This is a genomic window from Nocardia sp. NPDC059154 (genome assembly GCF_042755705.1).
Lineage (GTDB): Bacteria > Actinomycetota > Actinomycetes > Mycobacteriales > Mycobacteriaceae > Nocardia.
Window position 1 is genome coordinate 44,544 of record NZ_JBHZCS010000066.1, and the last position, 13,834, is coordinate 58,377.

The 13,834-nt window shown below is 69.7% G+C and carries 11 protein-coding genes and 1 pseudogene; 6 read left to right on the forward strand and 6 right to left on the reverse strand.

Going from position 1 to position 13,834, the window contains the following annotated elements; genetic code table 11:
* Nucleotides 1–97: 97 nt before the first annotated feature.
* Nucleotides 98–979, forward strand: a complete 882-nt coding sequence (locus ACFXN1_RS39695) for a LysR family transcriptional regulator (protein ID WP_379440559.1) — start codon at nt 98–100, stop codon at nt 977–979.
* Here the strand turns inward: ACFXN1_RS39695 and ACFXN1_RS39700 are convergent.
* The gene (locus ACFXN1_RS39700; protein ID WP_379440561.1) at nt 966–3,254 is read right to left on the reverse strand and encodes a molybdopterin-dependent oxidoreductase; all 2,289 of its coding nucleotides are present in this window, start codon (nt 3,252–3,254) and stop codon (nt 966–968) included. The genes ACFXN1_RS39695 and ACFXN1_RS39700 overlap by 14 nt on opposite strands.
* A gap of 222 nt (nt 3,255–3,476) precedes the next feature.
* Between ACFXN1_RS39700 and ACFXN1_RS39705 the strand changes: the two genes are divergently transcribed.
* On the forward strand, nt 3,477–4,154 hold the full coding sequence (locus ACFXN1_RS39705; RefSeq protein WP_379440562.1) for a TetR/AcrR family transcriptional regulator: 678 nt from the start codon (nt 3,477–3,479) through the stop codon (nt 4,152–4,154).
* Between the two features lie 2 nt (nt 4,155–4,156).
* The gene (locus tag ACFXN1_RS39710) at nt 4,157–5,017 is read left to right on the forward strand and encodes a 3-hydroxyacyl-CoA dehydrogenase (protein ID WP_379440564.1); all 861 of its coding nucleotides are present in this window, start codon (nt 4,157–4,159) and stop codon (nt 5,015–5,017) included.
* 82 nt (nt 5,018–5,099) lie between these two features.
* Here ACFXN1_RS39710 and ACFXN1_RS39715 read toward each other — a convergent pair whose 3' ends face one another.
* The gene (locus ACFXN1_RS39715; protein WP_379440565.1) at nt 5,100–6,032 is read right to left on the reverse strand and encodes a LysR family transcriptional regulator; all 933 of its coding nucleotides are present in this window, start codon (nt 6,030–6,032) and stop codon (nt 5,100–5,102) included.
* 165 nt (nt 6,033–6,197) lie between these two features.
* Between ACFXN1_RS39715 and ACFXN1_RS39720 the strand changes: the two genes are divergently transcribed.
* Together ACFXN1_RS39720 and ACFXN1_RS39725 are read left to right on the forward strand one after the other, a co-directional pair.
* On the forward strand, nt 6,198–6,635 hold the full coding sequence (locus tag ACFXN1_RS39720; protein ID WP_379400539.1) for a nuclear transport factor 2 family protein: 438 nt from the start codon (nt 6,198–6,200) through the stop codon (nt 6,633–6,635).
* A 76-nt stretch (nt 6,636–6,711) separates the two neighbouring features.
* The gene (locus tag ACFXN1_RS39725) at nt 6,712–7,491 is read left to right on the forward strand and encodes an SGNH/GDSL hydrolase family protein (protein ID WP_379440567.1); all 780 of its coding nucleotides are present in this window, start codon (nt 6,712–6,714) and stop codon (nt 7,489–7,491) included.
* Here the strand turns inward: ACFXN1_RS39725 and ACFXN1_RS39730 are convergent.
* The 4 genes from ACFXN1_RS39730 to ACFXN1_RS39745 all read right to left on the reverse strand — a co-directional run bounded on the left by ACFXN1_RS39730 (nt 7,488) and on the right by ACFXN1_RS39745 (nt 12,771).
* Nucleotides 7,488–8,063 (reverse strand): TerD family protein, encoded by a 576-nt coding sequence (locus ACFXN1_RS39730; RefSeq protein ID WP_379440582.1) that lies wholly within the window; start codon nt 8,061–8,063, stop codon nt 7,488–7,490. The genes ACFXN1_RS39725 and ACFXN1_RS39730 overlap by 4 nt on opposite strands.
* A 393-nt stretch (nt 8,064–8,456) precedes the next feature.
* Nucleotides 8,457–9,911, reverse strand: a complete 1,455-nt coding sequence (locus tag ACFXN1_RS39735; RefSeq protein ID WP_379440568.1) for a dynamin family protein — start codon at nt 9,909–9,911, stop codon at nt 8,457–8,459.
* Nucleotides 9,911–11,674 carry a dynamin family protein gene (locus ACFXN1_RS39740; protein WP_379440570.1) on the reverse strand — a complete coding sequence of 588 codons (1,764 nt, stop codon included), beginning with the start codon at nt 11,672–11,674 and terminating at the stop codon, nt 9,911–9,913. The genes ACFXN1_RS39735 and ACFXN1_RS39740 overlap by 1 nt, the downstream gene beginning before the upstream one ends.
* An 83-nt stretch (nt 11,675–11,757) precedes the next feature.
* Nucleotides 11,758–12,771 carry a hypothetical protein gene (locus ACFXN1_RS39745; protein ID WP_379440571.1) on the reverse strand — a complete coding sequence of 338 codons (1,014 nt, stop codon included), beginning with the start codon at nt 12,769–12,771 and terminating at the stop codon, nt 11,758–11,760.
* A 141-nt stretch (nt 12,772–12,912) separates the two neighbouring features.
* Between ACFXN1_RS39745 and ACFXN1_RS39750 the strand changes: the two are divergent.
* Nucleotides 12,913–13,834, forward strand: a pseudogene (locus ACFXN1_RS39750) (hypothetical protein); the annotation flags it as partial.

Here is a 13,834-nt window from a genome sequence, read left to right on the forward strand (position 1 = left end):
AGTCACCAGTCCATGTTGGATGCGGCGATCGATCAACAAAAGCGATGGTTTTCGATACTGCCATCGCTGAGGTAGATGGCATCGGTAGGCTCGGAGCATGGAGTTGCGTCAGATCGAATGCTTCCTGGCCTGCTGCGACCATCGGTCCTTCACCGCCGCGGCCCGCGCTCTCAACCTGGTCCAATCGGCGGTCTCCACCAGCGTCGGCAAGCTCGAACACGAACTCGGGGTGCGCCTGTTCGACCGCACCCCACGCACGCTGGAGCTCACCGAGGCGGGCCGGGCCATGGTCGCTCCCGCCCGGACGCTGCTGCGCGCCCGGCGCGACATCGTGGACGCCATCGACGCCGCCCGCGGCGAGATCCGCGGCGAGGTGGTCGTCGGCAATCTCATGAACATCCACAATTTCGACCTGGCGGGCATCATCGCCCAACTGCACCAGCGGTTTCCGGCGGTGACCCTGCAGATGCGGCAGAGCATCTCCGGCGTCGCGGGCAATGTGGCCGGGCTGCGCGACAATTCGCTCGAGCTGGCGCTGCTGGCCGGCATGAGCAGCGAATTTCCGGGCATCACCACGCATCTCATCGCCGAGGAGACCCTCGTGCTCTGCACCGGGCCGGACCATCCGCTGGCGGGGCGTCCGTTCCGGGCCGCCGACCTGGACGGCGTGCGCTACATCGACTTCCCGCCGGGCTGGGGCATCCGAACCATCGCCGACGAGCTTTTTCCGGGCCGCGTTCCCGTGATCGAGGTGGCCGACCAGGCCTTCGCACTGGAATTGGCCGCCAAGGACTTCGGGATGGTCCTCATCCCGAAGTCCGTCGCGTTGCTCTCCCCCGGCGTGCCCCACTCCGAATTCGCACCCCGGCCGCTGCCCTGGAAACTGTGCGTCGGCCATGCCGTCCAGCGCACGCCGTCCAATGCGGCTCGCACCGTGATCGAGGCCCTCACGGCGAACAATGGGCTCAGGAACCGGTGATCGCGGGCGGGCCGGTGACGGTCAGCGGCGGGACCGGGCCGGTATGGGGCTCGATCTCCACCAGGGACAGCTGACCGGTGCAGCCCTGGCTCAGGCGGGAGGTGCCCCGATCGTCGGTCAGCGCGTTCGGGTTTCCGTGGCGGCAGCAGGCCGGTTCGGCCGGGTCGGGGTCGTACCAGGCGCCGGTCGACAGCTGTGCGACTCCGGGACGTACCGCGTCGCTGATATCCAGTCCGGCCAGACAGCTGCCGCGGTCATTGAAGATCCGGACGATGTCACCCGCGGCGAGGCCGCGGACGGCCGCGTCGGCGGGATGCAGCCGGACCGGTTCGCGGCCGGAGATTTTCGTGGACTGGCTGTGCGCACCGACATCCAGCTGACTGTGCAGCTTGGTGCGGGGCTGGTTGGCCACCAGCTGCAGCGGGAACCGCGCCGCCAGCGGGCTGCCCAGCCACTCGTCGGGCTCGAGCCAGACCGGATGTCCCGGGCAATCGTCGTAGCCGAAGCCCGCGATGGTCTCGGAGAAGATCTCGATCCGGCCGCTCGGGGTCCGGAGCGGGTGCGCCGACGGGTCGGCCCGGAAGTCCGCGAACGCGATGTGCTCCTCGGCCTCGATCGGCAGGTCTATCGACTCCCCGGCCCAGAACGAGTCGTAGTCCGGCACCTCGTGACCGCGGTCGTGCAGCCGCTCGCGCCATTCGTCGTAGAGGTGGCGCAGCCACTCCGGCGTTGTCCGCCCCTCGGTGAATTCCTTTCCGAAGCCCAATCTTTCGGCCAGCTCGCCGAACATCCAGTAGTCGTCACGGGCCTCGCCGTGCGGGCGGGTCAGGGCCGGCATCGGGAACAGGAAGCGGTCGCCCTCGCCGGAGCCGTAGTCGTCGCGTTCGATCGTCATGGTCGACGGGAGCACGATGTCGGCGTGCCGGGCGGTGGCCGTCCAGAACGGATCGTGCACCACCACGGTGTCCGGACGGCCGAACGCGGTGCGCAGCCGGGCCAGGTTCTGGTGGTGATGGAAAGGATTGCCGCCGGCCCAGTAGACCAGCCGGATAGTCGGATACGTCCGGTGCTCGCCGTTGTATTCGTAAGGCGCGCCGGGGTTCAGCAGCATGTCCGCGATGCGTGCGACCGGAATGAAGTCATCGACGCCGTTGACGCCCTGGGGCAGGCGCGGCGGCGACGTGAGCCGCACGGCCAGACCGACATTCGCGGCCGACCCGTAGCCGTGGCCGAATCCGCCGCCGGGCAAACCGATCTGGCCGAGCATGGCGGCGAGGACCACGCCGAGCCACAGCGGTTGCTCGCCGTATCGAGCGCGTTGCAGCGACCAGCTCACCGTGACCAGTGTGCGCGTGCCCGCCATCTCCCGGGCCAGCGTCCGAATCTGTTCCGCGCCAATACCGGTAATCGGCTCGGCCCACTCCGGATCCTTGACGACGCCGTCGGCCGCGCCGCGCAGATAGCCGGCGAAGCGCTCGTAGCCGACGGTGTAACGGTCCAGGAAAGCGTTGTCCGCCAAGCCTTCCGCGTCCAGCACCTGGGCGAGGGCGAGCATCAGGGCGGTATCGCTGCTGGGCCGGGCCGCGATCCATTCGGCGTGCGCTTCGGCCGGAATATCGTCGCGCAGCGGCGAGACGGTGACGAACCGGCAGCCGTTCTCCCGCGCCGTCTCGATCCAACCGCGACCGTTGTGCCGCGAGACTCCGCCCGGCGCCACGGCTGTGTTCTTCGGCGAGAGTCCCCCGAACGAGACCACCAGCCTCGAATGCTCCGCCAGCACCGATTTCGTCGTTGCGCGCGACATGATCGTTCCCATATCCGCGAGGATGTGCGGCAGCAACACCGTCGACGCGCCCAGGCTGTAGCTGTTGCGGTGCGAGACATACCCGCCGAGGCAGTTCAGGAAGCGGTGAACCTGACTCTGCGCGTGGTGGAATCGGCCCGCACTGGCCCAGCCGTAGGAACCGCCGTACACCGCCGTCGGTCCGAATTCGCGGTACACCCTGGACAATTCACCGGCCAGCAGATCCAGCGCGGTGTCCCAGGACACCGGCACGAACTCGTCGGCGCCGCGCGCCGCGGGTCCTGGACCGTTCTCGAGCCAGCCCTTTCGCACGTACGGCTGCGAGATGCGTGCCGGATGATGTTGGGCCGAGGCCACATTCTCGATCAGCGGGGTGGGTTCCGGATCACCTCGCCAGGGTCGCACCGCGGTGAGCCGGTCCCCGTCGCTGCGCGCCTCGAAAACGCCCCAGTGGGTGAGATGCGTGGCCATCCGACCAACATACGCCCGGCAGACCCGGCCGGCTCGAGAACAACTACACAGCCATGCCGAAAACACTGCGCGGTAACGGATTACGCGGCCGATGAGCCGTACCGCAACTCCGGCGGGCGGTCCACGCGGATCCGGCAGCCCAGCTGGGTTGCGCAACCTATAACTCGGAGTACGCTCATTTTTGAGTCCACTCAGTTTTATGATCCGGGCTGGAGGTGTCCGATGGTCAGGCAGGCCAAGCCGGTGCACGTCGGCCGACGCCAGCGCAAGATGCACGACAAGCAGTCACGCATCTTCGAGGCCGCCGCCGCCCTGTTCGCCGAGCACGGATTCGATAGAGTTACTACTCAGCAAATCTCTGATCGGGCGGATATCGCCGCCGGGACACTGTTCCGCTACGCCGCCACCAAGGGTGAGTTGTTGCTGATGGTCTACAACGAGGAATTACGTACCGCGCTGGCGGACGGCGCCGCGGCGGCCCGCACACAAACCGATGCGGTCGAGGCGGTGACGGCCCTGCTGCGCCCGCTCCTGCGCGCGGCCGAGCAGCGGCCCGAGAACACCATCGTCTATCAGCGCGAGCTGCTGTTCGGCTCACCCACCGACACCTACCGCTCCGAGGGCCTGGCCCTGGTGGCCGGGCTGGAGTCCATGATCACCGAGCGGCTCATCGCCGACGCGCGCCGCGACGGAATCGGCACACCGGCCGGCGACGAAAACGCCTCGGCGCGTTGGGAAGAGCAGGCCAGGCTGGCGGGTCGCAGCATCTTCGCGGTCCTGCACCTGGCGCTGGTGCAACCGTCCACCGGGGCGCATCCCGGCCACGACGCCATGGCGGATCTGCGGGTGCAGATCGCACAGATAATCGCTGGATCCTTCACATCCCTAGGGAGGCAATGACAATGAGCATCGACATCCGCAAGGTCACCGTGCTCGGCACCGGAGTTCTCGGTTCCCAGATCGCGTTCCAGACCGCGTTCCGCGGATTCGACGTCACCGCGTACGACATCACCGACGAGGTGCTGACCGCGGCGCGCGGCCGCTTCGACAAGCTGGCCGCCACCTACCGCGAGCAGGTGCCGGGCGCGGGCGACGGCAAGGCCGAGACGACCGCGGCGGGCATCGCGCTGAGTTCCGATCTGGCCGCGGCGGTCGCCGACGCCGACCTGGTGATCGAGGCGGTTCCCGAGGTGCTCGCCATCAAGCAGGACACCTACGAGAAGCTGGGCAAGCTCGCGCCCGAGCGCACCATCTTCGCCACCAACTCCTCCACGCTGCTGCCCAGCGCCATGAAGGACTTCACCGGCCGCCCGGACCGGTTCCTGGCGCTGCACTTCGCGAATCAGGTGTGGCACTTCAACACCGCCGAGATCATGGGCACCCCCGACACCGATCCGGCCGTCTTCCAGGCCGTCGTGGACTTCGCCACCGCCATCGGCATGGTGCCCATCGAGCTGCACAAGGAGAAGGCCGGCTACGTCCTGAACTCGCTGCTGGTGCCGCTGCTGAACGCGGCCATGAACCTGGCCGAGGGCGGCTACGCCGAGCCCGAGGCGGTGGACAACACCTGGCGCATCGGCACCGGCGCGCCCGCGGGACCCTTCCAGATCCTCGACATCATCGGCCTGACCACGCCCTACAACATCATGGCCCACGGCGACGAGGACGCCCAGCGAATCGCCAAGTGGCTCAAGGGGAACTACATCGACCAGGGCAAGCTCGGCATCGCCACCGGGGAAGGCTTCTACAAGTACACGGCGTGATTCGAGTAGGGGGTTCAGGGGCGTCGGCCCCTGAGCACCTCCGCGAGTTGAGTTTCCTTCCAGACCAACCGGGCCGTTGTCGTCAGTCCGGGCAGTCGTGCCACTCGCGCGCGGCCGCAAGCAGGCGAGCGCGCACCCGGTCCACGTGCGGGCGGACGGGACCGCCCACCCGGCGGGCCAGGAAGACGGTGTTGATCGGCGCATCCTGCGGGTCCCAGAGCTTTTCGATGGCGCCCGAGGCCAATTCCCGGGTGCACAGGTAGCTCGGGAGCACCGAGACGCCCGCGCCCGCCACCACCGCGGCGAGGACGGCGCGCAGATCCGGGATCACTAGACCAGGGTCGGCTTCCAGCCGGGTGTCGAAGACGTGCCGCCAGTAGCGGCGGACGATCGGCAGATCCGGAGCGTAGGTCACCAGGGGCACTCCGCCGAAGTCATTGGCGCGCAGGCGTTCCAGATCCGCGCGGGCGGCCACCTCGGGCGCCGCCACCAGCACGAACTCCTCATCGGCGAGCGTCTCCGCGAGCACGGTCCGGCCCCGCGGGCGAATGGTCGAGACGACCAGGTCGAGTTTTCCGAGTCGCAGATCCGCGAGCAGGTCGTCGGCCAGGCCGGTGCTCACCGCGAGCCGGACACCGTCCGCGACCAGCGGTGCGAGTCCGGGCAGGACCAGGGTGGCCAGCAATTCGGCGGGGCCGCCGAGCAGGACGGGCGGTTCCACGGCTGCGACGCCTGCATCGGAGCCGTCGCCGATCACCGACTCCAGGGCGTCCAGCGGCGCGGCCACCCGCGCGGCCAGATCGTGCGCGGCCGCGGTCGGGGCGACACCGCGCGGCAGCCGCTCGAACAGCGGCCGTCCCACCTGGCGTTCCAGCGCCTGCAGCTGGGTGGTCACCGTCGGCTGCGAGAGGCCGACCTGACCCGCGGCGGCGGTGATCGACCCGGCCCGGTAGACGGCCAGGAAGGTCCGCAGCTGCGTCAGGTCCATGGAGCCATCGGCCTGCCTATGTCGCACCCGGCGAGTCTATTGGCCCGGTGATGCGCGGCCGCTGCGCGCGCGGGTTCAACAGCTCTTTGATAGTCAATTTATTGAATACCTGTGACCTGGACATCCTGAAGCGCCGCGCGCTACTGTTCGAAGGTAGTAGGCAATGATTTGACTATAGGAAACGAGGGAATCATGCACCCCTTCCGCAAGGCCGTCGAGGCCCGTGACGAGGCGGCCATGGCGGCCCTGCTCGCCGACAATGTGGTGTTCACCAGCCCGGTCGCCTTCAAGCCCTACCCGGGCAAGGCCATCACCGCGGCCATCCTGCGCGGTGTCATGCGGGTGTTCGAGGACTTCCGCTACATCAAGGAGATCGGCGCGGCGGACAGCAGCGATCACGCGCTGGTCTTCGAGACCACGGTCGCGGGCAAGCGCATCACCGGATGCGACTTCCTGCACTTCGACGCCGACGGCCGGATCGACGAGTTCATGGTGATGGTGCGTCCGCTCTCCGGCGCGCAGGCGCTCGCCGAGGCGATGGCCGCGCAGTTCGAGCAGATCCAGGCCGAGGCCGTCGCGCAAATCGAACAGGAGGCAGCAGCGGCCGAACGCCAAGCGGCGGGCTCGTGAACGAGTTCGGCCCGACCCCCGTGCCGGCCGATTTCCTGGGATGATCCACGAAAAGTCACCGAAAGGCCGATCCGCCATGACCGATGGCAGGTACACGCGATACGTCGCCCTGGGCGACAGTCAGACCGAGGGCGTGGGCGACGGCGACGACCTGACCGGCCTGCGGGGGTGGGCGGACCGGCTGGCCGAGCGTCTCGCCCTCACCAATCCCGAACTGCGCTACGCCAATCTGGCGGTGCGCGGCAAGCTGGCCCACCAGATTCGCGACGACCAGCTGGACGCGGCGCTGGCGCTGCGCCCGGATCTGGCCACCGTGCTGGCCGGCATGAACGATCTGCTGCGCCCGAACTTCGACCCGGACGAGATCGCCGGGCACGTCGAGGCCATGTTCGCCGCACTCACCGCCACCGGCGCGGTGGTGGCGACGCTGACCTTTCCCGATGTAGCCGAGACGATTCCGCTGGCCCGGCCGATTCGCGGCCGGATCGCGGCGATCAACGACCGGCTGCGGGCGGCGGCCCACCGGCACGGGGTACTGGTGGCCGAGACCGGCCATCATGCCGTGGTGACCGATCCCCGCCTGTGGGACGCGGACCGGCTGCACGCCAGCCCGCTCGGGCACCAGCGCATCGCCGACGCCGTGGCCGAGGCCCTGCGGCTGCCCGGCGCGAACGACGCCTGGACCCGTCCGCTGCTCCCGGATCTGCCCGAGCACGGGGCGCTGCGCTCGATCGCGGCCGAATTCCAGTGGGCGGCAACCGCGCTGGGGCCGTGGGTGATGCGCCGCCTGCGCGGCATCTCCTCCGGTGACCGGCGGGCGCCCAAGCGCCCGGTGCCGCTCCCGGTGCGCCTCTAGACGTTGACCCCGTAATCCCGTGCGATACCGGCCAATCCGGAGGCGTAGCCCTGTCCGATGGCCCGGAACTTCCACTCGGCGCCGTGCCGGTACAGCTCGCCGAACACCATGGCGGTCTCGGTCGAGGCGTCCTCGGTGAGGTCGAAGCGGGTCAGCTCCGACCCGGTGACGGCGTCCACGACCCGGATGTAGGCATTGCGCACCTGCCCGAAGGCCTGGCGCCGGGTCTCGGCCTCGTAGATCGATACGGGGAAGAAGATATTGGTGATGCTCGGCGGCATGGCCGCCAGATCCACGGTGATCACCTCGTCGTCGCCCTCGCCCTCACCGGTGAGGTTGTCGCCGGTGTGCTCGATGGTGCCCTCCGGGGACCGCAGGTTGTTGTAGAACACGAAATGACTGTCGGAGACGACACGCTGATTCGGCCCGCAGGCGAGCGCACTGGCATCGAGATCGAAATCGGCTCCGGTGGTGCTGCGTACGTCCCACCCCAGGGCGACGGCCACCTTCGTCAGATTCGGCGCCTGCTTCGACAGCGAGACATTGCCGCCTTTGGCCAGACTGACACTCATCGCATTACCTTCCCTCCGCGAGCGGTACCTCCACGCCCAATCGTCCTCGCGCAGCGAGACCGCGGCCACCTCGCTGTGCGAGAACGAGGTTGCCGACTCCGCGTCCAGCTGTTCGGCGATCACGGCAATCCGGCGTTGCAGGGCGAGTAGTTCGATCAGGTCCCGATTCCCCGGCGCCACTGCGCCTTCCGTGGACTCCATCGCGCCCACCGCCTCGGCGTGCGCGTCCAGCACCGCCGCCCGCAGCCGCGCGGCCAATCCCGCCCACCGCGCCGACGGCTCGGGACCCACCCGCCCCAGCCCCGCCCGCGACTCCCCCTTACCGAGCGTCACGCCTCGAATGTACCTGCACGGCACCGCGTGGTCAGCGCCACGGACGCGCGCGGCCCGTGCTCAATTGTTCGCGGCCACAATGGCTTCACAGCTACGGGCGGCCGCGCGGCAGGTGGCGGCGGTGCGGGGATCCAACAGCGGATTCTCCAGCTGGTTGCGCCAGTGGCGGATGGCCTGCAGGGCGACGCCGCGGCACTGGGCCGGGCTCGCGTCGGGAGCGAGCCCGAGACGACGGTGCGCCGCAATGCCTTCCCCGCCCAGGACCCGGGCGGCACGGGCGCGGTCGGGCTCGCTGAGCCGATTCGAACGAATGGTCGACAGCAACCGCAGTTCGGTGAACGTGTGGGTGTCGGCGAGGCAGCGCGATACCCGGTCTGCCAGCTCCGCCGTCCCGGCCGTCCGATAGCGCGCCAGTATGTGCGCGAGCCGCGCCAGCGCGGAATGCGCGCGCAGCTGTTCGTTGCGTTGGCCGAATCGGATCTCGAGGGTGCGGCGCAGCTCGCCGAGACCGCTGCGGCGGATCAGTTCCGCCGACAGGGCGGGGGCATCCGGGCAGCCCGAACGGATCAACGCGACCGACAGCCGAATACCGAACAGGCCGAACGCCTCGGCCAGGCGACGACGCTCGGCAGCGGGCACGGGCAGCGGAGTCTCGGGCGCGGCGAAACGGGCGACCGAGACCAGGGCCGCCTCCAGTCCGTGCTGCGGTATCGACGCCAGGGCACGCAGAGCCTGGAACTCCTGCTGGCGCAGGGTCTGTCCGCGCAGGGCGAGCAGACCGGAGACCGGCAGGAAGCTCTGGTGCAGGCCACGCAGCTCCGGCGCCTCGGCCAGGGTCGCGCTGAGCCGGTGGGCGTCGGCCAGCGAATCGCCGTGGCCGCCGGCAATCTCATCGGCGCGCGACAGGACGCCGAGCACGCCGAGCGGCCCGGCGCCCAGGGTCATCCGATGGTGAATGGATTGCAGCAGTTGCACATCCGCGTCCCGCAGATCGCGCATGAGGTACAGCACGGCATCGGCCTCGCACGGCCCCTCCTCGGGCGCCAGCAGGGCGAGCGTGCGTTCGGACACATCACGTGAGTTCGAGGAGGTGCCGGGGGTGTCGATGAGCGTGTAGTCATCGAGCAGGGCGGACGGCCAGCTCACGGTCAGGCGTTCGACGGCGTCGGCGGCCACGCCCAGGTCCATGGTGAGGCGACCGTCGGTGCGCAGCACCGGTATCCGCCGGTGCTGCCCGCGGGTGACCAGATCGATGCGAGGCGCGGCCGACTGCTGGAACCAGGTGACCACCCGGGTGCACTCGGTCGCGTCGGTCGGGGCGATCTCGTCGCCGATCAGGGCATTGAGCAGGGTTGACTTGCCGGACTTCAGGGTGCCCGTCAACGCCACCCGCAAGGGTTCGTCCAGCCGCTGTTCACAGGCGGCCAGTTCGCCCGCCCATTTCGACCTCGGATCGACCTGCCCGCGAGCCGCGCGGATCAGCTGCCGCGCCTCGGTGATTTCCCGCCCGGCCATCAGGCGCCGCCCGGCGTGAGGGCCAGATTCCCGGCCCGGACCCGCAGTTCGCGCAGCCGCTCGGAGGTGGCCCCCAGCTGCCGGATCCGTTCGGCACGCTGACCGTCGTGCAGGGTGGCGGCCTCCTGGGCCGCCATCATGGCTTCGTTGGCCGACAGCAGCAATTCATCGGCCAGGGCGGTGAAGTGGTCGCGCAGGATGCGCTGTACTTCGCGCAGCCGCTGCTTGGATTCGTCGTTGACATGGAAGACGACCTCGTCCATCAGCTTGGCGACCGCCACCTTGGCCTCCGCCTTCCGGCGCGCCTGCAGTGACTTGTGGTCCTCGCGGAAAGTGTTGGCACCCAACAGCACGCCCGCGCCGATGGACCACGGGTTGACCAGTGCCAGGCCGAGCAGGCTGGTGGCCAGGCCGACCATCAGCACCCCGCCGTAGGAGCCGCGCACGCTGGTGATGGTGCGCTGGACGAAGCCGGCTCTGCCGCTCTCCAATGCCTCCAGCGAACCCCAGTGGTCGGCGCGGATGCCCGCTTCGGCGCCGGGCAGGGACGGCAGCTGGGTGCGGCCCTCCTCGGCGAATCTCTCGGCCACCTTTGCAGCGAGATCGGCCGAAAGTTTGTGCGCCAGCAGGAAATTCTCGTTGACCTGTTCGGCGATCCGGTCGTCGAGCCGCGTCGCGAAGGCATCCCAGTGCCGGGCCGGATCGGACTTCGCAATCTCCTCGTCGGTCTCACGAATCAAGGCACGCAAGCGGTTTCGCAGGTCGTGGTCGACCGCGACGGTGAGTTCGGTGATGCCGTCGCCGAGCGTGTACTGCCAGTTGGCGGTGCGCTTGCGCAGCGTCTCGGCGGCAGCGCGGGCGACCCGGATGCGGTCCACCAGTTCCGCGCCGCGGGCGGGATCCTGCAGGGCCTCGATCTCGGTGTTCAGGGTCAGCGCAACGTGATCGGAGACGACCCGGACATCATTGGCGAACGAGTCGCGGACCACCGCGTCGGCCTGGGCGACGACATGGGTCCGGAGGAAGTCGGCCAGTTGCGGTATCCCGGATTCGACCTCGAGCGTCGGATCGGCCAGCCGGCTCGACATCATGTGCAGCTTCGCGGAGACGGGCAGAATCGGCAGGCCGAGGCCGGCATCGGTGAGGTGTTTGCGGTTCGCCTGCTGGATGTCCGCCCACCGCACATAGCTGTCGATCTTGTTGATTACGCAGGCGACCATTGGGCACAGCTGGTGAATCTGTTGCAGGAGGCGGATTTCCGGCGCGGTGTACTCCTGGCTGGCGTCGGAGACGAACAGGACCGCGTCCACCGTGGGCAGCAACTCGAGCAGGGCGGCGGCCTGCCGGGAATCGGTTCCGGTCACGCCGGGGGTGTCGATCAGGACGACGCCGTCGGCGAGCAGTGACGCGGGCACGGTGACCTCGTCCGGATCGCCCGCGCCACCGGACCGGCGGGTCCGGGTTTCACCGAACTCGATGACGATCGGCCGGTGTGTGACGCGCCCCGGCCGCGCGGTGCCGGTCGGGCAGACGTCGGCCGCGACGAGCGCATTGACCACCGAGCTGATGCCCTTCTTCGACTCCCCCGTCACGAGGATGCGCATGCGGGCATCGGTGATCCGCTGCCGCGCCGACATCAGGCGATTCGACAGGTCGGACCGGCCGAGACCGTCGGTCATCGACCGCAGCTCGTCCAGCAGCGCTGTCATGGGGTCGGTCGCCGCGGTGGTCTTCGCCGCGAAGACCGTGCTGATCGCGGTCACTGCCTGCTCCTTCGATGCGATGGGGGAGATTGCCGGGTGGTCCGCCGCGCCGGGTGCGGGCGCGGCGGACCGGTCACGGTGTTTCAGTGATGCATGTCGCCGGTGGTCGTCGGGTGCGAGGTGTCGACGGCACTGTGCGACAACGAGGTTCCGGGGTCCGAGGTCAACCCCGTCGACAGCCCGCCCCCGGATGCCGACAACCCGCTGTGATCGACCGCCCCCGAATCCGTCGCGGTGAGGTCGACCGGATGCGGCGTCGTCGTGACCGCTGTGTGGTCGGGCACCGTGGTGACGGCGGCGGGCGCGGGGGTGGCGGGCGCGGCGGTCGGTACGACGGAAGTCGTTGCCACATGCGAGGAGTCCGCCGTCACCGGCGTGGGCGCGGGGGCGGGAGTGGACCCGCCGCCGGCCAGCAGCGCATCGGCGTTGGTGCCGGCGTGCGCATCCGCGCCTCCGGTGGCGCTCCCGCCCAGATCGGCACCGGGCGCGGTCGCCCCGGTGGTGGGGTGCGTGCCCGCATCGGCGCCTGCTCCGACCCCCGCGGTGGCACCGGCTCCGACCCCCGCGGTGGCACCGGTCCCGAGATCCGCGCCGGGCGCGGTCGCACTCGTATGGATGCCCGCGCCGCCCGGCGCGCTCGTGGACGAGCCGCCACCGGTGCTCGGGGGCGTCGCCGTTCCAGCGCCATTGGCAGACACGCCGACCTGTCCGGTCCCGCCGCCCGACGTGGTCAGCGCAGGCGCGCCGCCGGGCGTAGCCGGGATCGTCGAATGGGCAGGGATACCAGCCGCATCCGCGCCCGGGGTTGCCGTCTGCCCGATCGAAGAGCTCCCGAGGGCGCCCAGATCGGCGGCCGGCGCGGTGGCCACCGGATGCACCGAGCCACTGGTCAGCGCAAAGGAATTCGCAACTGCACCCGGCGTCGGCACCGCGGCCGCCTTCGACAGCGTGTCCGAAATGGGCTGTGCCGCGGCATTGGACGGCACAGCCGTGGACACCGGCGTCACCGCCACCGGCGCCACCGCATTCGCCACCGCCGCACCCGACACGGCCGCGCCCGGCACAGCGGCATTCGACCCGGCCGCAGTGGCGCCCATACCAGCCGAAATCCCCTGCCCTGCATGAAGACCGCTCACACCGGAGGAGTTGAACCCACCGACGCCGCCACCCATCCCGGACGCCCCGAGCGAGCCCCCCGACGACAACGACGACGACAGCGAGGACGACAACCCCGCTCCGTGCGGTCCACCCACCTCACCGGAAACACCGCCGCCACTCGCCCCCGAAGCCCCGACCGACAGTCCGCTCCGCTCCTGCAAACCACCGCCCGCGTTCCCCTCACTCCCACCAACCCCATTCCCCCCGAACCGCTCCCCCGCCGCTCCCGCACCCCGCTGCCCCTGATCCGGATGATGCGCCCCGTCCCCGACATGCGCCCCAACCCCCACGGACGCACCCGTCCCGACCCCACCGGCCACATGCCCGCCGACATCCCCGTGCCCGCTCACACCACGGTGCCCATCCGAACCCCCGTGCGCCCCAGCCTGTCCCGCCCCACCAGGCCCACCATGCTGCCCATGATCACCGGAACCCCCATGTCCATCCGAGCCACCACGCAGGCCCGGCCCACCATGCTCGCCAGGTCCACCCTGCTCACCATGCTCACCCGGACCACCATGCCCATCAGGAGCACCATGTTCACCCGAGCCACCACGCCAACCAGGCTGCCCATGGTCACCAGAACCACCATGCCCATCCGGACCACCATGCACACCAGGCCCGCCATGCTCACCCGGACCACCATGCTCACCCGGACCACCACGCCAACCAGGCTGGCCATGGTCACCGGAAGCCCCATGCCCGTCCGAGCCACCACGCTGACCCGGCCCACCGTGCTCACCGGGACCACCTTGCTCACCAGGCCGGCCATGATCGTGGGAGCGATCGGGCTCACCTGGTCGGCCGTCGCCTTGGTGGTCGGGGCCGCCGGGGTTCGGGTGGCCGCCCCAGTTGCCGGGCTGGCCGTGGCCGGGGTGGTCACCGAAGCCGTTGTGGTCGCCGGATCGGTCGTGGTCGTGGGATCCGAGGTCGCCACGAATGTTTGCGGGGTTGCCGAAGGCCGGGCGGCCGAAGTCACCGCGCTCACCGAAATCACGGTGG